The organism is Xanthomonas sp. WCS2018Noco2-27 (assembly GCF_031843525.1).
Classification (GTDB): domain Bacteria; phylum Pseudomonadota; class Gammaproteobacteria; order Xanthomonadales; family Xanthomonadaceae; genus Xanthomonas.
The window spans coordinates 43,559-69,899 of record NZ_JAVTIK010000003.1 but is presented as its reverse complement, the minus strand read 5'-3'; the positions used below and the strand labels follow the sequence as shown (position 1 = coordinate 69,899).

18 protein-coding genes, 1 other RNA gene and 1 pseudogene are annotated in these 26,341 nt (G+C 62.1%); 12 read left to right on the top strand and 8 right to left on the bottom strand.

Translation table 11 applies throughout. The annotated features are described in order from the left end of the window. The first annotated feature begins 108 nt into the window (after window positions 1–108). Entirely contained in the window at window positions 109–615 is a 507-nt protein-coding gene (gene greB / locus RQH86_RS07805) for a transcription elongation factor GreB (protein ID WP_055850016.1), read from the top strand. A gap of 282 nt (window positions 616–897) precedes the next feature. On the opposite strand, the gene rimO is transcribed toward greB, so the two are convergent. Beyond that, the gene (rimO, locus tag RQH86_RS07800; RefSeq protein WP_055850014.1) at window positions 898–2,271 is read right to left on the bottom strand and encodes a 30S ribosomal protein S12 methylthiotransferase RimO; all 1,374 of its coding nucleotides are present in this window, start codon (window positions 2,269–2,271) and stop codon (window positions 898–900) included. Window positions 2,272–2,454: 183 nt separating this feature from the next. Between rimO and RQH86_RS07795 the strand changes: the two genes are divergently transcribed. The 4 genes from RQH86_RS07795 to RQH86_RS07780 all read left to right on the top strand — a co-directional run bounded on the left by RQH86_RS07795 (window position 2,455) and on the right by RQH86_RS07780 (window position 4,328). Next, window positions 2,455–3,117 carry a dienelactone hydrolase family protein gene (locus RQH86_RS07795; protein ID WP_055850012.1) on the top strand — a complete coding sequence of 221 codons (663 nt, stop codon included), beginning with the start codon at window positions 2,455–2,457 and terminating at the stop codon, window positions 3,115–3,117. Beyond that, window positions 3,114–3,551: an HIT family protein gene (locus RQH86_RS07790; protein ID WP_311238338.1), complete on the top strand. Its 438-nt coding sequence runs from the start codon at window positions 3,114–3,116 to the stop codon at window positions 3,549–3,551. Before RQH86_RS07795 ends, RQH86_RS07790 begins: the two co-directional genes overlap by 4 nt. Window positions 3,552–3,579: 28 nt before the next feature. Next, the gene (locus RQH86_RS07785) at window positions 3,580–3,747 is read left to right on the top strand and encodes a DUF5668 domain-containing protein (RefSeq protein ID WP_005994260.1); all 168 of its coding nucleotides are present in this window, start codon (window positions 3,580–3,582) and stop codon (window positions 3,745–3,747) included. Window positions 3,748–4,142: 395 nt separating this feature from the next. After that, complete coding sequence (locus RQH86_RS07780; protein ID WP_311238337.1) at window positions 4,143–4,328, top strand: DUF5668 domain-containing protein; 186 nt, start codon at window positions 4,143–4,145, stop codon at window positions 4,326–4,328. 161 nt (window positions 4,329–4,489) lie between these two features. On the opposite strand, the gene dcd is transcribed toward RQH86_RS07780, so the two are convergent. Next, window positions 4,490–5,059 carry a dCTP deaminase gene (gene dcd / locus RQH86_RS07775; RefSeq protein ID WP_055850006.1) on the bottom strand — a complete coding sequence of 190 codons (570 nt, stop codon included), beginning with the start codon at window positions 5,057–5,059 and terminating at the stop codon, window positions 4,490–4,492. A 96-nt stretch (window positions 5,060–5,155) separates the two neighbouring features. Next, window positions 5,156–6,007, bottom strand: a complete 852-nt coding sequence (gene apbC, locus RQH86_RS07770; protein WP_055850004.1) for an iron-sulfur cluster carrier protein ApbC — start codon at window positions 6,005–6,007, stop codon at window positions 5,156–5,158. A gap of 384 nt (window positions 6,008–6,391) precedes the next feature. On the opposite strand from apbC, the pseudogene RQH86_RS07765 reads away from it, so the two are divergent. Together RQH86_RS07765 and RQH86_RS07760 are read left to right on the top strand one after the other, a co-directional pair. Continuing rightward, window positions 6,392–6,748: pseudogene (locus tag RQH86_RS07765) on the top strand (TonB-dependent receptor); the annotation flags it as partial. A 373-nt stretch (window positions 6,749–7,121) separates the two neighbouring features. Beyond that, a complete protein-coding gene (locus RQH86_RS07760; protein ID WP_311238336.1) occupies window positions 7,122–10,205 on the top strand; it encodes a TonB-dependent receptor in 3,084 nt (1,027 codons plus the stop codon). Between the two features lie 103 nt (window positions 10,206–10,308). Here RQH86_RS07760 and RQH86_RS07755 read toward each other — a convergent pair whose 3' ends face one another. Next, entirely contained in the window at window positions 10,309–11,904 is a 1,596-nt protein-coding gene (locus tag RQH86_RS07755) for an NAD(P)/FAD-dependent oxidoreductase (RefSeq protein WP_311238335.1), read from the bottom strand. Window positions 11,905–12,266: 362 nt separating this feature from the next. Here RQH86_RS07755 and RQH86_RS07750 point away from each other — a divergent pair, with 362 nt between their 5' ends. The 4 genes from RQH86_RS07750 to RQH86_RS07735 all read left to right on the top strand — a co-directional run bounded on the left by RQH86_RS07750 (window position 12,267) and on the right by RQH86_RS07735 (window position 21,465). Continuing rightward, window positions 12,267–14,369, top strand: coding sequence for a M13-type metalloendopeptidase (locus RQH86_RS07750; protein ID WP_311238411.1), 2,103 nt, complete (start codon window positions 12,267–12,269; stop codon window positions 14,367–14,369). A 306-nt stretch (window positions 14,370–14,675) separates the two neighbouring features. Next, window positions 14,676–16,778, top strand: a complete 2,103-nt coding sequence (locus RQH86_RS07745; protein ID WP_311238334.1) for a M13 family metallopeptidase — start codon at window positions 14,676–14,678, stop codon at window positions 16,776–16,778. 385 nt (window positions 16,779–17,163) lie between these two features. After that, window positions 17,164–19,266: a M13 family metallopeptidase gene (locus RQH86_RS07740; RefSeq protein WP_311238333.1), complete on the top strand. Its 2,103-nt coding sequence runs from the start codon at window positions 17,164–17,166 to the stop codon at window positions 19,264–19,266. Window positions 19,267–19,452: 186 nt separating this feature from the next. After that, complete coding sequence (locus RQH86_RS07735) at window positions 19,453–21,465, top strand: M13 family metallopeptidase (protein ID WP_115528434.1); 2,013 nt, start codon at window positions 19,453–19,455, stop codon at window positions 21,463–21,465. A 588-nt stretch (window positions 21,466–22,053) separates the two neighbouring features. On the opposite strand, the gene RQH86_RS07730 is transcribed toward RQH86_RS07735, so the two are convergent. After that, entirely contained in the window at window positions 22,054–22,755 is a 702-nt protein-coding gene (locus tag RQH86_RS07730; RefSeq protein WP_055849991.1) for a rhomboid family intramembrane serine protease, read from the bottom strand. Between the two features lie 41 nt (window positions 22,756–22,796). Further along, window positions 22,797–23,210: an MGMT family protein gene (locus tag RQH86_RS07725; RefSeq protein ID WP_311238332.1), complete on the bottom strand. Its 414-nt coding sequence runs from the start codon at window positions 23,208–23,210 to the stop codon at window positions 22,797–22,799. 90 nt (window positions 23,211–23,300) lie between these two features. Between RQH86_RS07725 and RQH86_RS07720 the strand changes: the two genes are divergently transcribed. After that, window positions 23,301–23,378, top strand: a non-coding RNA gene (locus tag RQH86_RS07720) — sX9 sRNA. 534 nt (window positions 23,379–23,912) lie between these two features. Here RQH86_RS07720 and gorA read toward each other — a convergent pair. Further along, window positions 23,913–25,283 carry a glutathione-disulfide reductase gene (gene gorA / locus RQH86_RS07715; protein WP_311238331.1) on the bottom strand — a complete coding sequence of 457 codons (1,371 nt, stop codon included), beginning with the start codon at window positions 25,281–25,283 and terminating at the stop codon, window positions 23,913–23,915. Window positions 25,284–25,404: 121 nt separating this feature from the next. Then, window positions 25,405–26,331 (bottom strand): hypothetical protein, encoded by a 927-nt coding sequence (locus RQH86_RS07710; RefSeq protein ID WP_311238330.1) that lies wholly within the window; start codon window positions 26,329–26,331, stop codon window positions 25,405–25,407. Window positions 26,332–26,341 lie beyond the last annotated feature (10 nt).

Genomic DNA, 26,341 nt, shown 5'->3' with positions numbered 1-26,341 from the left:
ACGTCCGTGTCCGAGAATGGCGCAAAGCTTCGCCGGGCGGCGGCAGATGCGCAAGCCGTCCATGCGCGCTAGCATCGCGGCCCCGCTGTCCGACACCCCAAGCCCGACATGAGCCGCTGGCGCCCGCCCGCCGAAAAGAGCACTGCGTTGATCACGCCCGAAGGTCACACCCGTCTGAAGGTCGAACTAGAAGATCTGTGGCGGGTGCGGCGACCCGAGGTGGTGCGCGCCCTGGCCGCGGCTGCCGCCGAGGGCGATCGATCGGAAAATGCCGAGTACACCTATCGCAAGAAGCAGCTGGGCGAAATCGACCGGCGTGTGCGCTATCTCAGCAAACGCCTGGAAGCGTTGCGCGTGGTGGATACCGCGCCCACCGACCCGCACGCGGTGTTTTTTGGCGCGCAGGTGGAGCTGGAAGATGCCGATAGCGGCGAGCTGTTGCGCTATCGCATCGTCGGTCCGGACGAAACCGATGCCGGCCTGGGCTGGATCAGCATCGATTCGCCGCTGGCGCGCGCGCTGCTGAAAAAGCGTGTGGACGATGAGTTCGAGGCGCAACTGCCGGCCGGGAAGCACACCTTTGTGGTGGTGTCGGTGGATTACGGCAGTCAGTAAGCAGGTGACGCAGGCGGCTGAGCTGTAAAGGCGCCTTTGCGCGATGGTGTTATCGGCAAGAAGCAGCGCGCGCTGACGTGAGCGACACCCTGCTGGGCGATGCGCTCGGCGCGGAGCCATGCGCAGGCAACTGATGCGATCGGCTGCGCTATACGGGCGCAGCGTGCGCGGTTGGCTTGTTCGGGAACAGCCCTGTCGCGCTCTGGCGCGCTCCTACGATAGGCCTGTGACGGCTTGGTGTCGCACGTTGCTATTGCGCAACGTGCGCCGGCTTGCGGCCGGTTACACCATCTGCAGGTTCAGCGCGCGCCCCTGCTGGGCAGCGCCGGTGGGCGGCAATGCGTCGCCGAACAAATCGTGTTCATCGCTGTCGGTGATTTCCACATCGATCAGGTCGCCGACCTTCAGCCCAAGCTCGCCGCCGTTCTGGATATGCACCAGGCCGTCGATCTCCGGCGCGTCCGCGCGCGAACGGGCTACGGCGATGTCGTCTTCGATCAGATCGACCAGGCATTGCTGCACGCTGCCGATCTTGGCTTCCAGCCGCATGGCAGAAATCTCCGCCTGCTTGGCCATGAAGCGCGCCAGGCGCTCCTGCTTCACCTCTTCCGGCACCGGATCGGGCAGCGCATTGGCACTGGCGCCGTCCACCGGCGAGTAGGCGAATGCACCGACACGGTCCAGCTGCGCCTGATCCAGAAACTCCAGCAGCGATTCGAACTCGGCCTCGGTCTCGCCGGGGAAGCCGACGATGAAGGTCGAGCGCACCGTGATCTCCGGGCACATCGCCTTCCAGCGCTGCACGCGCTCGAGGGTTTTTTCCACCGCACCGGGCCGCTTCATCAGCTTGAGGATGCGCGGGCTGGCGTGCTGGAACGGGATGTCCAGATACGGCAGCAGCTTGCCTTCGGCCATCAGCGGAATCACATCGTCCACGTGCGGATACGGATACACGTAATGCAGGCGCGTCCACACGCCCAGCTCCGACAAGCCTTCGCACAGCGCCTTCATGCGGGTCTGGTACATGCGATCGCGCCACGGGCGCTCGGCGTATTTCAGGTCCACGCCATAGGCCGAGGTGTCCTGCGACACCACCAGCAACTCTTTGACCCCGCCGCGCACCAGCCGCTCGGCTTCGCGCAGCACCTCGTCCACCGGGCGCGAGGCCAGATCGCCACGCATCGAGGGAATGATGCAGAAGCTGCAACGGTGGTTACAGCCTTCGGAAATCTTCAAATACGCGTAATGGCGCGGGGTCAGCTTGATGCCGTAGTCCGGCACCAGATCCACAAACGGGTCGTGACGCGGCGGCAAGGCGGCATGCACCGCTTCCATTACGCTCTGGTAGTCCTGCGGGCCGGACACCGCCAGCACCTGCGGGTAGGCCGCGCGGATCTGCTCGGGGCGCTTGCCCAGGCAGCCGGTGACGATCACCTTGCCGTTGGCGTTCATCGCCTCACCGATCGCATCCAGCGATTCGGTCACCGCCGAATCGATGAAGCCGCAGGTATTGACCACCACCACGTCGGCCGCGTCGTAGCTGGGCACGATGTCGTAGCCCTCCACGCGCAGCTGGGTGAGGATGCGTTCGGAATCGACGAGCGCCTTCGGGCAGCCAAGGCTGACGAAGCCGACTTTGGGGTTCAGCTGGGACATGGAAGCAGGAGCCTGGGAAGTGGAGCGGCCTGGGGCCTGGGCAAGGCCGATTATAGCGGCGTGCGGGCAACGCTCTGAACCGCAAAGACGCGCCAGCCCGGCCGGCTTTGCGAAACCCTCACTTTTCACCACGCCGGTCCGGTCGATAATGCGCGCCTCCCTCGCTGCACATCAGGAATTCCCATGGGTCACTGGACCACGCTCGACACCCCCGACGGCCAGGTTGCCGCCTGGCACGCTACCCCCGCCTCCAGCCCGCGCGGCGGCCTGGTGGTGATCCAGGAAATCTTCGGCGTCAACGAACATATCCGCGCGGTCGCCGACGACTACGCTGCACGCGGCTATGAAGTGCTGGCGCCGGCCTTCTTCGATCTGGAAGAAAAGGACGTGCAACTGCCGTACGACCAGCCCAGCGTGCAACGCGGCCTGGCCCTGGCCAACGCGGTGGGCCTGGAACGCGCAGTGGAGGTGGTCAAATCCGCCGCCACCTTGCTGACCCGCGCCGGCAAGGTGGGCACGGTGGGGTATTGCTGGGGCGGCTCGGTGGCGCTGCTGTCGGCCATCCGCCTGGGCCTGCCCTCGGTGAGCTATTACGGCGGCCGCAACACCCAGCTGCTGGACGAAACGCCCAAGGCGCCGGTGATGTTCCACTTCGGCGAACAGGACGCCAGCATCCCGCCGGAAGCGATTCAGGCGCACCGCGAAAAACTACCGCAGATGGAAACCTTCGTGTATCCCACCGGCCACGCCTTCAACCGCAGCATCGACCCCAACCACTACGACGCCGACAGCGCCGAGCGTGCGCTCGAACGCACCCTGGGCTTCTTCGAGGCGCATCTGGGATGAGCGCACCGGCATCGAGCGCCCCTGCGGCAAGCGACTTCGAGCTGGATGCGCGGCTGGCGGCCGACAGCGTGTTCGTCGCCGACGGGCCGCTGTCGCAGGTGCGCTTGATGGACGACACCCGCTTCCCCTGGCTGGTGCTGGTGCCGCGGGTGGCCGATGTCAGCGAGTGGATCGATCTGGATGGTGGCCAGCAGCGCCTATTGCTGGCCGAGATCAACCAGCTCTCGCAGTTGCTGCGCGTGGAACCTGCCGTGACCAAGCTCAATATCGGGGCGCTGGGCAATATCGTGCGGCAGCTGCACGTGCACCTGGTCGGCCGTCATCCCGGCGATGCGGCCTGGCCGGGGCCGGTCTGGGGCAGCGGCCAAGCACAGCGGTTCGCCGCCGACGCCTTACAGGAGCGTGTCGCGGCATGGGCGCAGCGGCTACGATAGGCGCCCGTTCGCCAAGCTGCCCTCTCGCATGAAATCCAATGTCGTCGCCGCGCTGATCCTGATCCTTGTGGGCCTGCTGTTTCTGGCCAACAACCTGGGCTGGACCAATCTCAGTCTGGGCAAGCTGATCGCCACCTGGTGGCCGGCCGCGCTGGTGGCCTGCGGCATCGGCATGTTGTTCGGGCGTGGCAAGTAGGTGGGGCTGGGATTGGGGAGTTGGGATTCGGGAGTCGTCACAGCGGTGTCTCGGCGCCGCTAGCTCGCGTAGCAGTTCAGCCGCAATGCCCCCTTCTCCCCTCGGGAGAAGGTGCCCCGAAGGGGCGGATGAGGGTACGCGCGAAGCCTAGTGCATTCGATGAAGCGTTCTGATCCAGCACCATTTTCTGATCCAACACCATTTTCCGATGTTGCAGCGACCATGACCATCGCGTCCGTCGTCGTTACCGCGCGCGCCCTGATGACAACTCACGATCAACGCGCACCCGGCAGCAGCGCGACATGACGACTGTCACCCGCAACTGTTGACTTCCGGCACCTGATTGGCGGGGCCATCGCGCGCAGCATGGCCTCACACCCAACGAGGACGCCGCCATGCATTACCGACTGACTTCCGGCCTGTTTTTGATCGTCATGGGCGGGATGTTCCTGCTCAACAATCTTGGCCTGAGCCGCATCGACCTGGGCGACGTGATTGCGGCGTGGTGGCCGTTGATGATCATCTGGGCCGGCGTCTACCAGCTGATGCGTCGCCGCAAACCGGTGCTGGCAACCGACTGAGCTGCGGGCCAGAAGCGCTGGCGATAGCGACCTCGCACGCTATGTGCAATGCAGGCGCGCGACGCATCCCGTGCACCGCACACCCTTGATATGGCCTCAGCGCGTCACGGCCCTGCTGCCGCCGGCTGCAGACGCGCTTGCGTCGACACCCATGCAGCGCATCACGTACGCGGCAAGGTCACACCGGTCTGGCCCTGGTACTTGCCACCGCGGTCCTTGTACGAGGTTTCGCACACTTCGTCGGATTGGAAAAACAACATCTGCGCCACGCCTTCGTTGGCATAGATGCGCGCCGGCAGCGGCGTGGTGTTGCTGAATTCCAGGGTCACGTGGCCTTCCCACTCCGGCTCCAGCGGGGTGACGTTGACGATGATGCCGCAGCGCGCGTAGGTGCTCTTGCCCAGGCACACCACCAACGTATCGCGCGGGATGCGGAAATATTCCACCGTGCGTGCCAGCGCAAAACTGTTCGGCGGGATGATGCAGACATCCGATTCGACATCGACAAAGCTGCCTGGGTCGAAATGCTTGGGGTCGACAATGGTCGAGTTGATGTTGGTGAAAATCTTGAACTCGCGCGAGCAACGCACGTCGTAGCCGTAGCTGGAAGTGCCGAAGCTGACGATGCGCTGGCCTGCTGCGTCGTGCTTGATCTGGCCGGGCTCGAACGGCTCGATCATCGCGTGCTGCTCGGCCATGCGCTTGATCCAGCGGTCGCTCTTGATGCTCATGCGGTGTTCCTTGAAGACGGTAGGCGGCAGGCCGGTCGGCCCGCGCGAAAGACGGCAAAGTCTAGCAGCGGCCGGCACCAGAGGCCGGCCGGCGGATTACAGCAGCGAGGCGGAAATCGGAATACTGGCGCGCGGACGCTTGCCCAACTCTTCCGACAGCCGCCTGGCTGCCGCCAGGTAGGCCTGCGCGGCAGCAGAGTCCGGCGCGGCGATCACGATTGGCTGGCCGGCATCGCCCTGCTCGCGGATCGCAATCGCCAACGGCAACGACCCCAGCAACGGCACGCCGTACTGCGCCGCCATGCGCTCGCCGCCGCCTTCGCCGAACAGATGCTCGCGATGGCCGCAGTTGCTGCAGGTATGCACCGCCATGTTCTCGATGATGCCCAACACCGGCACCTCGACCTTTTCGAACATCTTCAGCGCCTTGCGCGCATCCAGCGTGGCGATGTCCTGCGGCGTGGTCACGATCACCGCGCCGGCCACCGGAATCTTCTGCGACAGGGTCAGCTGGATATCGCCGGTGCCGGGCGGCAGATCGATCAGCAAGTAATCCAGGTCGTCCCACAGCGTGTCGTTGAACAGCTGGGTCAGGGCCGAGGTGGCCATCGGCCCGCGCCAGATCATCGGCGTGTCCTGATCGACCAACAGGCCGATCGACATCGCCTCGATCCCGAACGCACGCAATGGCTCGATCGACTTATTGTCCGGGCTGTCGGGTTTGCCGCTCAACCCCAGCATCGCCGGCACGCTCGGCCCGTAGATATCCGCGTCCAGCACGCCGACGCGCGCGCCCTGCTGCCGCAGCGCCAACGCCAGATTCACCGCGGTGGTGGACTTGCCCACCCCGCCCTTGCCCGACCCCACCGCAATGACATTGCGGATGCGTGGATGCGGCGCCAGCGCGCCCTGCACCGCGTGCGCGGCGATCCTGCGTTCGCCGCTCATGCCTGGCTGCCTGCTGCGTCGCCGGTCACTGCGCGCGCATTGTTGTCCAACATCGTTGCCATTACCTGTCCCGTTTCGTCGTGTGCGGTCGCGAGGACCAACGCCCAGCGCGCGCCGCGAATGGCGCTCAGTTTACCGGCTCGTGCTGGTTGCATTCGCTGCGAAGTACGCAGAGGCGGCTGGAGTGCTCGCCAAATATCGACCAATTCACAATTATGAACAGGCGGAAGTTAAGAACGTCCGTTGAAGGAATTCAATTCATTCAACCCGCGCCCAGTAAGCGCAGCTTTAGCGTCACGGCTCAACAACGAATCCGCAAGCGTCTGTCGAGTCGTCTCTCCGACGATATCGCTCGAGCGCCACCCTGTTGGCCACGCACCGGGCGAACACGAACAGTACGTCACCGACCCGCGCTGGCGCGCGCAGTTCCAGACCAAGTACAACTGGAACGAATGGCGCGCCTCGTGGGACATGAACTATGTGGACGGCAACCTGCGTGTGACCCCGGAGAGCTACAACAGCAACCCGGGTTCGGCCAGCCCGATCAAGAACGGCTCGTACACGTATCACAACTTCCAGTTCGGCTATCAATTCCCCGGCTCGAAGATCGACGTCTACCTCGGCATCGACAATGCCTTCGACAAGGATCCGCCGCGCAACTACTTCGGCTCGGATTTCAACTCGGCGTTGTACGACAACGTCGGCCGGTTCTTCTACCTGGGGACGACGGTGCGGTTTTGACCGGAAGTGACATGTAGGAAAAAGCCCCGCTTGTCGGGGCTTTTTTTTGGCGGCGACGTGGCGAGCTGGAGCGCGACGTGTCTCCCAAGGGACCGATTCCCGCGCTGTGGTCGCGCTTGCTTCGCGCCGCCCAGCTTATCTGTATCGAATGTAACTACCGAAACCCGCTTGTTGTTGAGGTTGTTTCTTTGCATGTGTCGCACGGCTTGAATGTGTGCCGAATTCCTCACTTCGGATGCGGATCCCGCCTATTTCATTAATAAATCGTTTCAACTGCTTGCGCTGCAAAGCAGACATTCATTACGTTCGGGTTAAGGCCATCTGACTCCCCGATGACCGTCCCTTATCCGCACTCCCAGTTGAAAGGTCAGGAATGAGCAATCAGTTTCGTCGCCAAGTCCTCAAGCGCACCGCTCTCGCCGTCGTGCTCGGTGCTTGCCTAACCAACGGCGCGGTCTACGCGCAGAGCACCACCGGCAGCATCTACGGCAGCGCCCCCTCCGAAGCCGGCAGCACGATCGTCGTGCAGAGCGACACCGGCCTGAGCCGCACCATCACCATCGACGCAAACGGCCGCTACAACCTCGGCTCGCTGCCGGTTGGCGCCTACACCGTCACCCTGAAGCGCGGCGACCAGGTCGTCGATACCCGCAAGAATGTGCAGCTGCGCGTCGGCTCGGGCACCGAAGTGTCGTTTGCAGGCGCTAGCGCCGCAGGCAACGCCGATGCGACCACGCTTGGCGCGATCACGGTGACTGCGGCTAATGCACCGAAGATCGATGTCAGTTCGACCAGTTCGCGCTCGGTGATCACCTCAGAACAGCTGGCCACCCTGCCGCTGGGACGCAGCGCAGAAGCGATTGCGTTGTTGGCGCCGGGTGCGGTGTCCGGCGCTGGTGCATTCAATAACGGCTCGCGTTCTGTCGTGTCGTTCGGCGGCTCCGGCGTCACCGAAAATGCGTACTACATCAACGGCTTCAATGTCAGCAATCCACTCAGCAACTTGGGTGGCGTCAGCCTTCCCTATGGCGCCATCGACCAGCAGGAAACCTACACGGGCGGCTACAGCGCAAAGTACGGTCGCTCGACTGGCGGCGTGATCAATCAGTTGGGCAAGCGCGGTACGAATGAATGGCACTTCGGCGTGCAAACAGTTTGGGAGCCGGATTCGCTGGCCAGTTCACGTGGCGATGTTTGGTATCCAAACAGGGCTCTTCCTGATGGATACGAATACGACACCCCTGACCAACCCGGAACCCTGTATCGCGCTGGCAAGGACAATAAGCAGACTCGCACTGTCTATAGCGCGTATGCAGGCGGCCCCCTGATCGAAGACCGGCTCTTCATCTTCGTGGCCGGTGAAACGGAAAAGGTCGACGGTGTAGGAACGAATGCAAGCAATGCGAGCATTCAAGCGCGCAATAATTACGAATATAGCACTCCAAAGTTTTACGGAAAGCTGGACTGGAATATCAACGACAGTAATATCCTGGAATACACGCGCGTTCAGAACACTGATCGCCGCAGCGGCTACTACACCTCCTTCGATTATGACGGCGAAGTGAGTGGTGAGCGCACTGGAACCTTTCCTGACACATTCAAGATCAAAGATAGTTATGACATCGTCAAGTACACAAGTTACTTGACTGACGATCTGACCTTGAACGCTACTTGGGGACGCAGCACGCAGCATAATCAGCAATTCAACCCGGCTGTTTCTGACCTGCCATTCCTGGGCAGCGTCACCAGCCAGAATCCCGCATTTAACGGCGGCACGCCGATCCGCAACAATCAAACGACCAACCGCGCGAAGGCCGACGATCCGATTAACAAGACGCGCAGCCTGCGTCTGGAGCTCAACTATCGATTGGGCGATCACGACATCACCGCAGGCGTTGACAACATGTACTTCAACGCTTATGACGAAGGCGTACGTACCACAGGCCCCGGCTACCAATGGATCTATGGACGTGCTCTGACAGAGCAGACACCAGTGCGTCCCGGGCTTGGAGTCGGCCCGGCCGGACCTGGCTCAAACGGCTTTTACGCCCAACAGCGCATTTTCACGACCACCACAAGCATGGCCGTGGAGCAAAAAGCGTATTACTTGGAAGATCGCTGGCAAGTCAACGATAACTGGCTGGTGACGCTGGGTATCCGCAATGATCAGTTCACCAACTTCAACAGCGATCACGTCGCTTACGTAGATAGCGGTGACCAGTGGGCTCCGCGTGTGGGAGCGAGCTGGGATGTGTTTGGTGATTCATCGTTGAAGATATTCGCCAATCTCGGCCGTTACTATCTGGCACTTCCTAATAGTGTGGCCATCCGTGGCGCATCGGCTTCGACCTACACCGATCAATACTTCACCTATACTGGCATCGACGCCAACGGCGAACCAACTGGCTTGACGCCGTTCGGGCCTGGCCCGGTATCGGCCAATGGCGAATTTGGTCAAGCACCCAACCCAGGGGCATTTGCTCCAAGCGATTTGAAGTCGCAGTACCAGGACGAGTTGATTCTCGGCTTTGAAAAGACCATTGGCGAAAGCTGGAACTCCGGCGCTAAGGTAACTTATCGGAAGCTGGAAGCTGCAATCGACGACGTCTGCGACATGCACAACGATGACTACACTGCACGTGGCGACTTGAAGCTCGCGTCACAAGGAATCGACCCCAGGACCATCGATATCCCTTATTGCGTAATTTTCAATCCGGGTAAGACAAACACCTACAATCTCGCAAATCTCGACGGCTCGGGTTTCACCCAGCTGCAGATGTCCCAATCGGACTGGGGCTTCACTGACAAGGCCAAGCGTAGTTACGTTGCGGTTGACCTTTTCTTGGAACACCCGTTTGATGAGAAATGGTATGGCCGCATTGATTACACTTGGTCGCGCAGCTATGGCAATACCGAAGGCCAAGTCAAGTCCGACATCGGCCAATCTGACGTTTCCAAAACGCAGGACTGGGATGCTGCGGCACTGATGTATTACGCGGGCGGTAGTCTGGCGAACGATCGTCGCCATCAACTGAAAGCGTTCGGCGCCTACCAGATCACGCCAGAATGGATGGCGTCAGCCACCCTGCGTGTTATGTCAGGCACCCCCGTTTCTTGCCTTGGCTATTTCAATGACCCAGAAAATCCGGATCCGATCAGCTATGGATCCGCGTATCACTATTGCGGCGGCCAGCCCTCGCGACCTGGTGATGCCGGCCGGACCCCCTGGATTAAGAACATGGACTTGGGTGTGACATATCGCCCCTCGTTCGCCGATCATAAACTGGCCGTTGGCTTGCAAGTGTTCAACGTGTTCAATGATCGTTCGGTCACGCGCATCGATGGTGTTTATGAGACCGATCCCGGTCTAGTTTCAAACACATATGGCATCGGCCTGGAAAACTATAGCTACAACACGCCACGATACTTTCGCCTGTCGGCCTCTTACGACTTCTAACCGCGTAAGTGTCCCGGAGCACCATGTGGTGCTCCGGGATAAGTTAAATATCTCAAAGGCTCCGATTTCCGGAGCCTTTTTTCTTGCAGCCTTACCCAGGATCTCACCCCCCCAAAATCACCCGCGCAGCATTATGTCCAGGCGCCCCTGTCACACCGCCACCAGGGTGGGTTCCCGCGCCGCAGAGATATAAACCCGGCACTGCGCCGCGATAGGCGCCCTGCCCCAGCATCGGGCGTGCGCTGAACAGTTGGTTGAGGCTGAGCGCGCCGTGGAAGATGTCGCCGCCGACCAGGCCAAAGATACGCTCCAGGTCCAGTGGACTCAGCACCTGGCGGCCCAGGACCGATGCAGTGAATCCCGGTGCGTAGCGCTCCACGGTGGCGATCATCAGATCGGCGACTTCGTCACGATGGTCGTCCCAGTGGCGGCCATCTGGCAATGTGGGTGCCACGTGCTGACAGAACAGGCTGGCCACATGCTGGCCGGGCGGTGCCAGCGAGTCGTCCAGCGTGCTGGGTATCAGCAATTCGACCACCGGTTCGCGCGACCATCCCAAGGCGCGTGCGTCCTGCCAGGCGTGGTCCATGTAGTCCAGATTCGGCGCCAGGATGATGCCGGCAGTGAGATGGTCGCCGGCGCCGGGCAATGCAGTGAAATCGGGAAGACGCGACAGTGCAACATTCATGCGGAACGTGCCGGATCCGCAGCGGTAATGGACGATGCGTTCGCGCGTGGCCTCTGGTACGTCCTCGGCTCGCATCAAACGCTGGTAGAGCAACTTCGGGTTGACGTTTGCAACCACGGCACGCGCGCGCAGCGTTTCGCCATCGACCGTCACCACGCCCACCGCATGCCCCTGCTCCACCAACACCTGATCCACCGCACAGCCGGTGCGAATCTGCGCGCCGTATTCGCGCGCACTGGCGGCCATCGCCTGGGTGATGGCGCCCATGCCGCCGATCGCGTGGCCCCAGGCGCCTTTGACGCCGTTGCTTTGCCCGAACACATGATGCAACAACACGTACGCCGTGCCTGGTGTGTACGGGCTGGCGTAATTGCCGACGATGCCGTCGAAGCCGAATAACGCCTTGATCGGTGCGCTTTCGAACCAGCGATCCAGATACTCGGCGGCCGAAATCGTAAATAGATCAAGCAGGTCTTGTCGCAACGCAAGCGTTAAGTCCTGCAGCTGCAGCCCCACTTTGCCCACGCGCCACAGCTGCGGCAACGCCTGCAACCATCCGCCGTCGGTCACATTCGGCGGCGCCTGCAATGCCAATGCGCGCAACACGTCGGCCAATCGTTCCAGGTGCGCTTCGTACGCTGGCAGTGCAGCTGCATCGCGCACGGAGAACTTGGCGATTTCTTCAGCGGTGCACCCCGCGCCAGCCAGCAGATACTCGCCATTGGGTTGCGGCAAGAAATTATTCATGCGGCGCGCAACCACGCGCAACCCATGCCGTTCCAACGCAAGATCGGCGATGACCTTGGGCTGCAACAACGACACGGTGTAGGACGCGACCGAGTTGCGGAACCCCGGGTGGAATTCTTCGGTAACAGCTGCGCCGCCAACGACGTCGCGCGCTTCCAGTACCAGCACCCGTTTGCCGGCCTGGGCCAAATACGCAGCACATACCAGGCCATTATGGCCGGCGCCGATGATCAAAGCGTCCAACGGTTGGGAAGCGGTAGGCATGCAGCCGTATATAGCACCGCTTGCGCAGCCGGACCATTCGAGCAATGGCGGCTGCCTCGATCGCTATGCGCTGTCCGCTCACCTCCATAGACATCGACGACCAGGCCAAGCGACCACGAGTGTGGTCCGGAGCCGCGGCGCGTGGAACGCGACAGCACCGGACTGCCGCTAGGTGCAGTCCCATGCGCGCGCAGCGGCACGCAAGCGCACCCCGAACCCGCGTTTCTACACACCCCGCATCCATGACCTTCGACACCATGCCTGTCGGCTGGCGAGGCGTAGAGTGCCGGCCACAGCCCCGTGACGGGGCTTCCCAATCGACTGTCGCTCCTGGAGCCTTTGTGATTCGAACACCTCATCTATTGACGCTGACCCTGGCCGTAGCGGCCGCGCTGAGCGGTTGCAAGAAGTCCGACGACGCCGCGCCTGCGGCCCCGGGTGGCGATACTGCAGCGGCCGCGCCCGCCGCGCCCAAGACGCTGACCCTGGACCAGAGCAAGCTGCCGGCGGTGAACCAATTCACTGCGGCCGATCTGGATGCCAATGGCAACGCCTGTACCGATCTGAACGCCTACGCAAACGCCAAGTTCCTGGCCGCAAATCCGGTGCCGGGCGACCGCACCAGCTGGGGCGCGTTCGAAATGCTCGACGAGCGCTCCAATGCGATCCAGCAGCAGCTGGCCGAACAGGCCGCAGCCGACACCGGCGCCACCGGTGTGGAAAAGATCGTCGGCGACCTGTGGTCGACCGGTATGGACGAAGCCAAGATCAACGCCCAGGGCATCGAGCCGCTGAAACCGCAGCTTGGCGCCATCGACGCCATCAGCGACCAGGCCAAGCTGGTCGACTATCTGCGCAGCAGCGCAGCCAAGGGCGACAACGCGCTCTTCAGCTTCGGCGCCGAAGCAGATTTCAAGAAGTCCAGCCAGAACATCGCCTACGCTATGCAGGGCGGTCTGGGCCTGCCGGACCCGGAGTACTACACCAGCGCCGGCAACAAGGCCAAGCTGGAGGCATACCAGGCGCACATCGCCAAGGTGCTGGAGCTGTCCGGCGTCGCGGCAGCCGATGCCACCGCGCAGGCCAAGCAGGTGGTCGCGTTCGAAACCCGCCTGGCCAAGGTCTCCAAGACCAGCACGCAGATGTCGCGCGACGCCTCGCTGGCCTATAACCCGATCTCCCCGGCCGATGCCGACAAGCTGACGCCGAATTGGTCGTGGACCGAGTTCTTCAAGTCGCAGGGCGTGGCCACGCCGGAGATGTTCTCGCTGGCGATCCCGGCCTTCCATCAGGAAGTGAGCAAGATGATCGCCGACACCGACCCGGCGATCTGGCGCGCTTACTTGCGCTTTCATGCCGTCGATAGCGCGTCGCCGTTCCTGAGTCAGCCGTTCGTCGATGAGAACTTCGCGTTCTACAACAAGACCCTGCGCGGCCAGAAGGAAATCAAGCCGCGCTGGAAGCGCGTGCTGGCCACCATCAACGGCCAGGCCGGCGAAACGCTGGGCCAGATGTACGTCAAGGTCGCCTTCCCGGCCGATTCCAAGGCCAAGATGGAAACCCTGGTGACCAACCTGCGCACCGCATTGAAGGCGCGCATCGAGAAGCTGGACTGGATGAGTCCGGAGACCAAGGCCAAGGCGATCGCCAAGTGGGAAAGCTTCACGCCCAAGATCGGCTTCCCGGACAAGTGGCGCGAGTGGAACGGCCTTGCCACCAGTCGCGATAGCTACCTGGGCAACGTGCTGGCCGCGCAGGAATTCAACTACAAGTGGAACCTGTCCAAGGTCGGCAAGCCGGTGGACAAGACCGAATGGGGCATGAGCCCGCAGACGGTCAATGCCTATTACAACCCGCTGCAGAACGAGATCGTGTTCCCGGCCGCCATCCTGCAGCCGCCGTTCTTCGACCCGAATGCGCCGGAGGAAATGAACTACGGTGGTATCGGCGCGGTGATCGGGCATGAAATGACGCACGGTTACGACGACCAGGGCAGCCGCTTCGGTGCCGATGGCAACTTCATCCCCGATCCGGGTTGGTGGACGCAGAAGGATCTGGATGCGTTCAAGGGCCGTACCAGCAAGCTCGTCGCGCAGTTCGACGGCTACCGCACGCCGGCTGGCGACAAGGTCAAGGGCGAGCTGACCCTGGGCGAAAACATCGCCGACCTGGGCGGCCTCAACACCGCTTACGACGCCATGAAGACCGCCACCGCCGGCAAGGACGACCCCAAGACCGACGGCATCACCCGCGACCAGCGCTTCTTCCTCAACTGGGCCACGGTGTGGCGTCGCAACTTCACCCCGGAAGAACTGGTGGTGCGGTTGAAGACCGACCCGCACGCGCCGGCCAACTTCCGCGCCATCGGTGCACCGTCGAACATGCCGGCATTTGCCGCCGCGTTCTCGTGCAAGGCAGGCGATGCGATGGTGCGTCAGGGCGATCAGCAGGTCGTGATCTGGTAATTGCGCACGCGTAGTAAATCAGGCGGGCCGCGATCGAAAGATCGTCGCCCGTTTTTTTTTGATTTTGTCGCTTTTTCTTTTGCCTGGTAGGTGAATCACGCCGGCCAGCCACATGCATTGCGACCGACAACAGTTCAACCAACTGCTTCAAGCATCCGACCGCCGCCCTCGCCGCACACTGCACGCGGTTGGACCTGCATCCATCACGGTATCGGCGCATAAGCCTCAACAAAGCTCAACGTGCACGCAGGCAGGGCCGCGCCCGCTTATGCTCGGCGTTCCTCGTTCCTTACACGGCTGACGTTCATGCCATTGCTCAAGACTTCCACGCTCGCCGTTGCACTGCTTGTGGCCCTGGCAGGCTGCAAGCACAACGCCGAAGACATCGGCACGCCGGCAAACACCGCACCCCAGACATCTGCGACTGCCCCTGCTACCCCGGCAACGCCTGCGTTCGACATCAGCGAACTCGGCCCAGCAGCCAGCGCCTGTCAGAACCTTGACGAATTCGTCAACGGCAGCTGGGCAAGCACCAATCCAATTCCGCCCGATCACACCAGCTGGGGTGTGGACGAAATCCTGTCCGAAAAAAGCAAGGCCATTCAGCGCAACATTGTTGAAACTGCCGCCGCCCAGCCAGGCAAACATCCAACGTCGCTGGAGCAGAAAATCGGCACGCTCTATGCCGCCGGCATGGACGAAGCCGCCATCGAAGCAGCTGGCGCCCAGCCGATCCAGCCACAACTGGACGCCATTGCCGCATTGACGTCCGGCAAGGATGTCGCCGGTTACATCATCAGCCGTCATGGCGAGGGCGATGCTCAGGTGTTCGCATTCGGTGCGGGTGCGGACTTCCACAATGCCGCGATCCAAATCGCCTTTACGCAGGAAGGTGGTCTTGGCCTGCCGACCAAGGACTATTACACCGACGCAGAACACGCGCCCATCCGCGCGGCCTATCTTGCCTATATCGCCAAGTCGTTCGAGCTCACCGGCAGCACCGCCGATGCCGCCAAGACGCAGGCGAAGGATGTACTGGCACTTGAAACGCGCCTGGCCGCCGCATCGCTGGCACCGGTGGACGCACGCGAACCCAAGAACCAGTACCACCTGCTCAGCATCGCCGAGGCTGACAAGCTCACACCGCATTTTTCCTGGAAGGATTTCTTCGCCGCCCAGGGTGTGGACGCCGGCAGCGGATTCTCGCTGGCACAGCCGCGCTTTTTTGCTGCGTTCGACCACGAGCTGGCCAGCGCGCCCGTTGCGCAGTGGCAAGCCTACCTGCGCTTCCACGCCATCGATGGCGCCTCCCCGCGACTCAGCAAGGTCTTTGTCGACAACCAGTTTGCCTTCTATGACAAGACCCTGTCCGGGCAGCCGGAACAGCTGCCGCGCTGGAAGCAAGTCCTGCACGCGGTCAATGGCGCAATGGGCGAAGGCGTGGGTCAGCTCTACGTCGCCAAGGTGTTTACGCCCGAAGCCAAACAGCGCGCCGGCGAGCTGGTGGACAACGTCCGCGCCGCGCTCAAGACGCGCATCGAGAACGTCGACTGGATGAGCGCGGAGACCAAGGCCAAGGCCATCGCCAAGTGGAACACCTTCCTGCCCAAGATCGGTTACCCGGATACCTGGCGTGACTGGTCCGGGCTGGAGATCGTCCCCGGCGCGTATTACCGCAATCTGCAGGCAGCGGCCAAGTTCAACTATCGCTACGACATCGCGCAGATCGGTAAACCGACTGACCGCACACGTTGGCAGATGACCCCGCAGACGGTCAACGCGTACTACGACCCTGGCACCAATTCGATCAATTTCCCTGCGGGAATCCTGCAGCCACCGTATTTCGACGCCGCCGCAGACGATGCATTGAACTATGGCGGCATTGGCGCGGTGATCGGTCACGAGGCCAGCCATGGGTTCGACGACGAGGGCAGCCAGTTCGATGGTGCAGGCAACAACGTCAACTGGTGGACGGCCGAGGATCGACGCAAGTTCGAGCAGCGCAGCGCGCAGTTGGTCAAACAGTTCGATGCCTATACCCCACTGCCGAAACACCCGACACTGCACGTCAACGGCAAGCTCACCCTGGGCGAAAACATCGCCGACCTGGGCGGCACCAACGTGGCCTACGACGCGCTGCAGACCGCCCTGCATCAGCATCCCGAGCGGGCAAAGGCGATCGACGGCTACAGTCCCGAGCAACGTTTCTTTCTGGCTTTTGCGCGCAGCTGGCGTCAACGCGTGCGCGAGCAACAGCAGATGGTCGCCCTGGCCTCGGATCCGCACGCGCCAAGCATGCTGCGCGCCATCGCCTCTCCCGCCAACATGCCGCAATTCGCCACCGCCTTCGCCTGCAAGCCGGGCGATGCGATGGTGCGGCCCGACAAGGACCGCGTGGTGATCTGGTAAGCGCGGCTGCAAGCGCTCCGCTGCTGGACCCACTGCATAGGCCCGCTCACGCGGGCCTATCGCATTCGTTGCAAACGGCCGGTACCGATGAAAGACGACAGCGCGCACCGGTCTGTGAGGCAGATCACCCGGCGCCTTTGGTTGGCCACTCTTGTTCTCGATGCCGCCATTGGCACGTTGACCTTCGCTCCTCATTGGGTCGCCGTTTTTTTGCGGGTATCGGCCAGTGCCGCCAGGTACCGCCAGCCCTGCACTCCTCCCACCAGGTACGCTACAGCCGCTGCGTGAACCGCGGCTGCCAGCAAAGCCTCAACAAAGCTCACCGCATGCGCCCGCAAGGCCGTGCCCGCTTACGCTTGGTGCTCTTTCACCCGACTGAGCTTCCATGTCACCGATCAAGACCTCTACGCTCGCTCTGGCACTGGTTGTGGCCTTGGCGGGCTGCAAGCGCGAAGCCGACGACAGCAGCAAGCCGGCGCAACCGGCTGCGCCGACGCGCGCATCGGCAACCGCCGCCACAACGAAACCCTCGTTCGACATCAACGAGCTGGACACGGCAACAAGCGCCTGCCAGAACCTGGATACGTTCGTCAACGCCAAATGGGCCAAAGCCAATCCGATTCCAGCCGACCGCACCAGTTGGGGCATGTTCGACGCACTAACGGAAAAGAGTCTGGTCACGCAGCGAGAGATTGTTGAAAGCGCCGCGAAGCAGGCAGACAAGCAAACCGACCCGCTTGCACGCAAACTTGGTCTGCTCTACGCCACGGGGATGGACGAAGCCGCCATCGAAGCGGCAGGAGACCAGCCGATCCGTCCGCAGCTGAAAGCCATTGAGGCGCTGAAATCCGCCAAGGATGTCGCCAGCTACATCACCAGCCGCTATGCGGAGGGCGATGGCAATGTCTTCGAATTCGGCGCGAGCGCGGACTTCCACAAGGCAGACCAGCAAATCGCCTTTGCCAGCGAAGGTGGCCTGGGCCTGCCGACCAAGGACTACTACACCTCCGCCGAATACGCTCCCATCCGTGCGGCCTATCTGGCCTACATCGCAAAGTCGTTCGAACTCACCGGTAGCGATGCCGACGCGGCCAAGGCGCAAGCCAAGGACGTGATGGCACTGGAATCGCGACTGGCTGCCGCCTCGCTTACCCCAACCGATGCACGCCAACCCAAGAACCAATACCACTTCGTCAGCGTTGCAGAGGCGAACAAGCTCACCCCGCACTTTTCATGGAAAGACTTCTTCGCCGCGCAAGGCGTGGATGTCGGCGCAGGCTTCTCGCTATCGCAACCGCGCTTCTTCGCGACGTTCGACCAGCAATTGGCCAGTGCGCCGATCGCACAGTGGCAGGCCTACCTGCGCTTCCATACCATCGACGCGGCATCCAGACAGCTCAGCAAGGCATTCGTCGACAACAACTTCGCCTTCTATGGCAAGGCCCTGTCCGGACAACTGGAGCAACGCCCACGTTGGAAACGCGTGCTGCGCGCAGTCGACGGAGCCATGGGCGAAGGCCTTGGCCAACTCTACGTCGCCAAAGTGTTCACGCCCGAAGCCAAGCAACGCGCGACCGAATTGGTCGACAACGTGCGTGCAGCGCTCAAGACGCGTATCGAAAACGTCGACTGGATGAGCAACGAAACCAAAACAAAGGCGCTTGCAAAGTGGGAGGCCTTCCTGCCCAAGATCGGCTATCCGGACACCTGGCGTGACTGGTCGGGGCTGGAGATCGTTCCCGGTGCCTACTACCGCAACCTTCAAGCCGCAGCCAAGTTCAATTATCACTACGATATCGCCCAGATCGGCAAACCCACCGATCGCAAGCGTTGGTCGATGCCTCCGCAGACGGTCAATGCGTACTACAGCCCAAGTACCAACACCATCAATTTCCCGGCTGGCATCCTGCAACCGCCGTTCTTCGATGCCAACGCCGACGACGCCCTGAACTACGGCGCCATCGGCGCGATCATCGGGCACGAAGCCACGCATGGCTTCGACGATCAGGGCAGCCAGTTCGATGGCGCCGGCAACAACGTCAATTGGTGGACTGCGCAGGATCGCAAGGCATTTGAGCAACGTGCCGACGGCTTGGTGAAGCAGTTCGATGCGTATGTTCCCTTGCCCAGCCACCCCAACATGCATGTCAACGGCAGACTCACCCTGGGCGAAAATATCGCCGACCTGGGCGGCATCAACATTGCCTACGACGCGCTACAGACCGCACTGCGTCAGCACCCCGAGGGCGTTGCGACTATTGACGGGTACAGCCCCGAGCAGCGGTTTTTCCTGGGCTTTGCGCGTAACTGGCGTGGACTCACACGCGAGCAGCAACAGCTGGTCTACCTCGCAAGCGACCCCCACTCACCCGACAATCTGCGGGCCATCGCCGCACCTTCGAACATGCCGCAGTTTGCCACCGCGTTTGCGTGCAAACCTGGCGACGCAATGGTGCGGGCTGAGAAAGACCGCGTGGTGATCTGGTAAGCGCTGCGCTAGGCGCTACCTGCAAACGCTTCCAACACGATAGCTACACGCACAGGCCCGCACTCGCGGGCCTGTCGCATTCATGCAAACGGCCGGTACCGATGACGAACGGCGGCGGGCGCCCGCCTGTGCGAGGCGCAGCCTTGCTAAACTTCGCCGACTTTACTCTGGCCACCCTTCTTCTCGATGCCCACCATTCGCCCGCTTGCCCTCGCTCTTGGCTTCAGCCTGATCACGCTGCTGTCCGCCCCCGACGCCGACGCCGCTCGCAAGAAGAAGGCAGCACCCAAGGCCCCGGCCGTGTCTGCGGCCTGCACCAATTTCTACGACTACGCCAACGCCAGCTGGCTCAAGGCCAACCCGGTGCCGCAGGCCGGCGCCGTGACCGCGCTGGGCCAGCTGTCCGAGCGTGCCCTGCAGCAGCAGCGCGAGCTGCTGGACGCGTCGATGAAGACGCCGCAGGGCAACGTGCAGAAGCTGCTGGGCGACTTCTGGGCCAGTGGCCTGGATGAGGCGGCGGTGGAGAAGGACGGTTCCAATCCGATCGCTCCCTTGCTGTCGCGCATCGACGCAATCAAGAAGGCCAAGGATGTGCCCGCTTCGATCGCCGCACTGCATCAGGTCGGTATCCCGGTCGGCTTCAACTTCGGCCCGGACGTGGACCTGAAGGCGCTCGACCGCCACATCGGCTACTTCATGCAAGGCGGAATGGGCCTGCCGGACCCGGCCTTCTACACGCGCACCGATGCCGATACCCAGGCGCTGATGGGCCGCTACCGCGCCTACGTCAAGCAGATCCTGGCGCTGACCGGCACCCCGGCCGACAAGCTCGACGCCGATGCCGCCTCCGTGCTGCAGATCGAAACCGCGCTGGCGCGTAGCGCGCAGTCGGTGCAGGGCATCAACAACCCGTTCAACAACTACGCGCCGATCGCCACCAAGGAACTGACCAAGCAGTACAAGAACCTGCGCCTGGCCGACTTCCTGGAAGCGCAGGGCGTCAAGGACGACCTGGTGTCGATGGCCGACCCGGCGATGTTCAAGCAGCTCGACAGCATGATCGTCAGCATCAAGCCGGAGCAGTGGAAGGCCTACCTGCGCTGGCGCGTGGGCGATGCGATGGCGCCGTACCTGTCCAAGAGCTTCCACGATGCCGAATACCAGTTCCGCGGCCGTCTGCTGCGCGGTGATGCGATGCCGCCGCAGCGCTGGCAGCAGGTGCTGGACGCCATCAACGTGGCCGCCGGCCCGATGCTGGGTCGCGAATACGTCGCGCGCTACCTGAGCAGCGACACCCGCCGCCAGGCCGAGGCCATCGCCGACCAGGTGCGCGATGCACAGCTGGCTGCGCTGGAGCGTACCGGCTGGGGCAATGGCGAAGCCGTCGCCGAAGCCAAGGCCAAGCTGGCCGCGATGAAGATCGAAGTCGGCGCGCCGCGACGCGATCTGGACTACACCGTGCAACCGATGGGCCGCGGCAGCTTCGGCGGCAACATGCTGATCGCCTCGACCTGGCGTCACCGCGAGGAAATGAAGCGCATCGGCAAGGGCAACGCAGACCGTCGCTGGGACGTGCTGCCGCAGCAGCCGGCAGTGGCCTACGACATCGCGCAGAACCGCCTGATCGTCACCGCTGCGGTGTTGCAGGCACCGGTGCTGACCACCGGCGGCACACCGGCGGCCCAGTACGGCGCTTACGGTGCGCTGGTCGCGCACGAACTCACCCGTGCGATCGATGCCAAGGGCTCGCTGGTCGACGCCAAGGGCGAGCTGCGCAGCTGGTGGACACCTGCCGAAAAGAGCAGCTGGACCGAGCTGACCGGCAAGGTGGCCAACCAGTTCGCCGCCTACCCTTACCCGGGCGTGCCCAACGTCAAGGTCAACGGCGCGCAGACCGCCGAAGAGAACCTGGCCGATCTGGCCGGCGTCGAACTGGCCTGGCAGGCCTTCAGCAAGGCGCAACCGGCAGCCACCGAAGCCGACAAGCAGGCGTTCTTCACTGCCTGGGCCGGCCTGTGGGCACAGCAGTTGTCGCCGAACGAAGCGGTGCAGCGCGCAAGCGCCGACATCCGCGCACCGGGCCAGTGGCGCACCAACGGCCCGCTGTCCAACCTGCCGGAATTCGGCGCAGCTTTCACCTGCAAGGCAGGCCAGCCGATGCAGCGCGTGGACGCAGAGCAGATCAAGATCTGGCGCTGAGTCCCCGCACGATCGGCAGTACAGATCGGCAATAAAAAAAGAGCGCGGATTCCGCGCTCTTTTTTTGTCCCAGATATCCGTGCCGGAAAATGCTTGCTCTGCTTTTCCTGCTTGCTCTGTTTTTCCGCTTACTCTGCTTTTTCGTTTGATCCGTTTTGGATTGATTTACGTTTTGCTCAAACCGTCGTTGCTTGATCTGCCTTTCGCTTGATCTGCCTTTCGCCTGATCTGCCTTTCGCCTGATCTGCCTTTCGCCTGATCTACCTATCGCCTGATCTACCTATCGCCTGATCTACCTATCGCCGGATCTGCCTTTCGCCTGATCCGCTTTTAGCTCGACTCGCTTTCCGCTAGATCCGCTTTCTGCCTAGCCAAGCCTCTCTCCGGACCTGCATTTCAGCCAACTCGTTGCCTAATCCGCTGGTCGCTAGATCCACGATTGCCTTATCTGCTGCGGCCGCGACAAGCCGTCCGCCACCCTGCTCTCGTAGGAGCGGCCCTGGCCGCGATGCGGCCTTACCGGCCACCTTTAATCGGGCCTAGGGTCACTCCTACAACTCATGCCGACCCGGCAAACCGTCGCCCGACTCAGCGCACCACGCGCAGCGGCGGCTTGCGTCCCTTTCCGCCGCCACCCTTACGACCACCACTACCGCCAAACGGCGACTGGCCGCGCCAGTAGCGGATCATCAACCAGCCGAACAGCATGCCACCCAGGTGCGCAAAGTGCGCCACGCCCGGCTGCCAGCCGGTGGCGCCGAGAAACAGTTCGATCGCGCCGAACACGATCACGAACGTGCGCGCCTTCATCGGGATCGGCGGAAATAGCAGCATCACGCGCTGCGTCGGGAACAGCATGCCGTAAGCCAACAACAGTCCGAACACGCCACCGGAAGCGCCCACCACCGGTGCACCACTCTGGGTAAACCACGCCATCAGCAGCTGGCAGAGACCAGCGCCAGCCACGCACACCAGGTAGTAGGTCAGAAAACGTTTCTGCCCCCAGGTCTGTTCCAGCGGCGCGCCGAACATGAAAAGCGCCAGCATGTTGAAGAACAGATGGTTGAAACCACCATGCAGAAAAGCATAAGTCAGCAACTGCCACGGCATGAAGCTGGCGCCGGGCGAGAACGCATCGAACCCGTTCGAAATCGGCCACAGCATGAGCCACGACAAGGTGGAGTCGGATGGCAACACCCCCGCCCCCAGATCGCCCAAGGCCCACTGCAGCAAGAACAAACCGATATTGGCGATCAACAGTGCTTTGGTGACGGGCGGCAATTGAGGCATGGCGGCATTCCTTCTGAATGCTGTCGATGATAACGGCAGCGTTATGAAGGACCCCACACGGCCGCATCCAGCCGCTGCGCGGCCGTGGCGCGGCGTACCCGCCCTTGCACCACCGGCACCCCCTCGGAACGCAGCCGCTGGCACTGCTCGTCGTAGCCGGGCGATCCCGGCGGCAAGGCAATCCGGCCATCGCTACGAAGCACGCGATGCCAGGGCAGATCCGGGTCGTCATTGCCACTGAGCACACGCGCCACCATGCGCGCACGCCCAGGCAACCCGGCACGCGTAGCGACCTCACCGTAGCCGGCAACCTGACCGGCAGGAATGGCGCGAATGACGTCAAGAATGCGCAGCCGTGCCTGCTCGCTTGAGAGCGCTGCTGGCTTTTGAGAGGCAGGCGTTGCGAACTTGGCAGATGCAAATGGACGCAACGCGGGCTGGCGAGGTTTGGACATCCGGCAAGAATGCCAGCTGACGCGACTAAGGACAGCCAATAAAACGACTGTGCTCACCGCCAGGCGGGCGCGGCCGTTGCTCAGTGCGGCATGCGCCACTCCGTACACACCGGTTCTAAACGCGCCGTCCGCACCCACCTGACGACGGCTCGCGACGTTCTTTGAGCCGCCCTAAATGACAGCAGGGCCACGGGGCTTCTGCGACCAAGCGCGCCACCCGATACGTTCACGACGTAAGAACTCAAAATCCCCTCTCCCGCCGGGAGAGGATTTGGGGTGAGGGTACGCGCGAAGCCACGCAGAGCCGAGCAAGCAAGGCATCAAGCAGTGCGCAACATTGAAAGCTGCGGCATCACAATCCATCTCTTGAGAGAAAGACTCAAAAGCCCCTCTCCCGCTGGGAGAGCGATTGGAGTGAGTGTCCGTGCGAAGCCTCGGACATCCAAACAGCAAAGCGCTTAAAACCGGGCGCTGCATCGGATAAACACATGGTCGGTATCGCCAAGCGCAGCGTCAGCGTTGCCTAAGCACACTTACTGACCAACCGTGCCCCAGCCACTCCCCGCCAGAGGGGCCTAGTTGCGTTTCACGCTTCGTCTTCTGCTTCCAAGTCGCGTTCTGCACGCCTTCCTACGCCGCTTCCATCCCTTCCCGCACGCCACTGCAGACGCTGTCGTTCATTGCGCAACACACGCCCACACATCAATGCATCAACACGATCTCTTCCGACGACGTGGGATGGATCGCCACTGTCTCATCGAAGTCGCGCTTGGTCGCGCCCATCTTCACCGCCACGGCAAAGCCCTGCAGTATTTCGTCGGCGCTTTCGCCCAGCAGGTGCACGCCGACCACGCGCTCTTCCTCGCCCACGCAGATCAGCTTGAACAGGCTGCGTTGCGGCGCGTCGGCCAGGGCATGCAACATCGGACGGAAGTTGCTGCGATAAACGCGTACCGCGCCATCGTAACGCGCGCGTGCCTGCTCTTCAGTGAGTCCGACATGGCCGAGCGGCGGGTGCGAAAACACCACGCTCGGCACGCCGTCGTAGTCCATGCGCGCATCCGGTTGATTGCCGAACAGCCGATCCATCAATTTACGTCCGGCGGCAATCGCCACCGGCGTCAGCCCGACCTTGCCGCCAACATCGCCGATTGCATGGATGTTCGGCACACTGGTGGTCTGAGCATCGTCCACCACTACTTCGCCCTTCTCGCCCAGCGCCACACCCACCGTATCCAGACCCAGGCCTGCGGTATTGGCGCGTCGGCCAATGGCGAAGAACACCTTGTCGAACACGTCGTTGCCCTGCTCGCGCGGGTGCGCCGGATGGCCATGCACGCGCAGCCGGCCCTGCGCATCGCGTTCGAGGGCAGTAGTAGTGAAACCGAAATGCAGGCGCACTCCCAAATGGCGCAGGTTGTCGGCCAACTGCAGCGTCAGTTCCGCATCGAAACGTTCCAGCAACCGGTCGCCCTGCACATAGAGATGCACGCGACTACCCAGTGCCTGCAGCAGGCCAGCGATTTCCACCGCGATATAGCCACCGCCGATAATCGCCACGTGCGCAGGTGCATGACAGAGATTGAAAAAGTCGTCCGAGACTTCGCCGTGTTCGGCGCCTTCCACGTTCGGGCGTAGCGGATGCGCACCGGTTGCGATCACGATGTGCTCGGCCGTCACCGGCACCCCATCCTCCCCCATGAGCGTATGGCGGTCCTGCAACACGCCACGTTGCGGAATCAGCACCACGCCGTCTTCATCGAGTCGACGCCGATAACTGGCGTGGATGTTGGCGATATAGCCCTGCCGATGGGTGACCAGTTCCTGCCATGCCAGCGTCGGTCGCGGCACATCGAAACCGAGCGCACTGGCGAGCTCGATCTTGCCAGCCAGATCGGCCGCCAACCACATCGCTTTTTTCGGCACACAACCAAGATTGACGCAGGTACCGCCTAGTTCATTAGGTTCCATGATCGCCACGCGTGCGCCGTACTTTGCCGCGCGAAATCCGGCCGCCAGGCCGCCGGAACCGCCACCCAGAATCACCACGTCGTAGTCGTAGCACGCACTCATGCAAGACGCTCCGAGTGGCAAAGGTGGAGCTCGCGCGCAGGCAGGCGGCGCGTCATCGGGTTAGTCATTGGTTGTTTGCTTTCAGTCCTGACACACAATCAGCTTAGCGTGAGGCAGCGGATCATTCGGTGAATATGCTGCCGAATTCCCCTTCGATCTTGTCTGGATCTCCGCCAATCTTCCGGAATCGGTCCTTGCTCCGGTAGGTGTTGACGACAGTGTTCTCGATGTTTGGGAAATTTTTTTCGAGGAATTCGCACGGCAGCTGCGTCGCCCAGAAATTCCGCAGCGTTTCGCTCCTGAGGCCGTCCCAACCTTCCAGCTTGTTTTTGCCTTCGAAGCGCACCGAACGTAGCGTTGCGAGCTGCGAAAGTGATGAAACGTCGCCCGCAATACGACAGGAGACGAACTGCAAGACTTCAAGTGATTTGTAATGTGCAATCACAGCGATATTCTTGATCGTTGACGCGATCAGGAAAAGCTTTCGAATAGGCCGGTCGTCGAACACGTCAAGCGACCCACTCAACCCGTGGATGGACAGACGCGAAAGCCTGGCCCAACTGCCGTTGAGCGAATGAAGCGTATTGCTTTTCCACGCAAGGTTTTCCCATGCTTCCAGCTTGGGAAAAAGCATTGGCAGCACAGGTCCAAACGATACCCCCTGCGTCGTCAGCGCTTTGACATTCTTAAAGGTTTTGAACACGTCATAATCGAAGTCGTCGGCAAAGGCGCCTTCGCCCTGTATGCCGATCTCGACAATCGCGTCGCGTTTTTTCACCTTACCAAAATCCGGGGAAAAATGCGCTTTCAGCTCGCCCTGCACGACGTCCTCAGGCGCGATCGAAAATCCGTCGCACGCATACGTATCGATGAGTTGGCTGTATTTTTCGAAGCCGCTCTTGTTGAACAACGCAATCCTGCGCGACGGTCCGTAGGATTTTTCCTGGATGATGACCCAAGGGCCCTCCATCAGGTTCTCCATCGTGCGCTCATCGGCCTCGAATAGAATTTCCACCATCCGGCTTTCTCCTTTCATCGAACGCAGCATGCGCACAACA

What these genes read in the sequence shown, in the direction of transcription:
- greB (WP_055850016.1), top strand. Translation starts at nt 109, where the DNA reads ATGAGCCGCTGGCGCCCGCCCGCCGAAAAGAGCACTGCGTTGATCACG.
- rimO (WP_055850014.1), bottom strand. Translation starts at nt 2,271, where the DNA reads ATGTCCCAGCTGAACCCCAAAGTCGGCTTCGTCAGCCTTGGCTGCCCG.
- RQH86_RS07795 (WP_055850012.1), top strand. Translation starts at nt 2,455, where the DNA reads ATGGGTCACTGGACCACGCTCGACACCCCCGACGGCCAGGTTGCCGCC.
- RQH86_RS07790 (WP_311238338.1), top strand. Translation starts at nt 3,114, where the DNA reads ATGAGCGCACCGGCATCGAGCGCCCCTGCGGCAAGCGACTTCGAGCTG.
- RQH86_RS07785 (WP_005994260.1), top strand. Translation starts at nt 3,580, where the DNA reads ATGAAATCCAATGTCGTCGCCGCGCTGATCCTGATCCTTGTGGGCCTG.
- RQH86_RS07780 (WP_311238337.1), top strand. Translation starts at nt 4,143, where the DNA reads ATGCATTACCGACTGACTTCCGGCCTGTTTTTGATCGTCATGGGCGGG.
- dcd (WP_055850006.1), bottom strand. Translation starts at nt 5,059, where the DNA reads ATGAGCATCAAGAGCGACCGCTGGATCAAGCGCATGGCCGAGCAGCAC.
- apbC (WP_055850004.1), bottom strand. Translation starts at nt 6,007, where the DNA reads ATGAGCGGCGAACGCAGGATCGCCGCGCACGCGGTGCAGGGCGCGCTG.
- RQH86_RS07760 (WP_311238336.1), top strand. Translation starts at nt 7,122, where the DNA reads ATGAGCAATCAGTTTCGTCGCCAAGTCCTCAAGCGCACCGCTCTCGCC.
- RQH86_RS07755 (WP_311238335.1), bottom strand. Translation starts at nt 11,904, where the DNA reads ATGCCTACCGCTTCCCAACCGTTGGACGCTTTGATCATCGGCGCCGGC.
- RQH86_RS07745 (WP_311238334.1), top strand. Translation starts at nt 14,676, where the DNA reads ATGCCATTGCTCAAGACTTCCACGCTCGCCGTTGCACTGCTTGTGGCC.
- RQH86_RS07740 (WP_311238333.1), top strand. Translation starts at nt 17,164, where the DNA reads ATGTCACCGATCAAGACCTCTACGCTCGCTCTGGCACTGGTTGTGGCC.
- RQH86_RS07735 (WP_115528434.1), top strand. Translation starts at nt 19,453, where the DNA reads ATGCCCACCATTCGCCCGCTTGCCCTCGCTCTTGGCTTCAGCCTGATC.
- RQH86_RS07730 (WP_055849991.1), bottom strand. Translation starts at nt 22,755, where the DNA reads ATGCCTCAATTGCCGCCCGTCACCAAAGCACTGTTGATCGCCAATATC.
- RQH86_RS07725 (WP_311238332.1), bottom strand. Translation starts at nt 23,210, where the DNA reads ATGTCCAAACCTCGCCAGCCCGCGTTGCGTCCATTTGCATCTGCCAAG.
- gorA (WP_311238331.1), bottom strand. Translation starts at nt 25,283, where the DNA reads ATGAGTGCGTGCTACGACTACGACGTGGTGATTCTGGGTGGCGGTTCC.
- RQH86_RS07710 (WP_311238330.1), bottom strand. Translation starts at nt 26,331, where the DNA reads ATGCTGCGTTCGATGAAAGGAGAAAGCCGGATGGTGGAAATTCTATTC.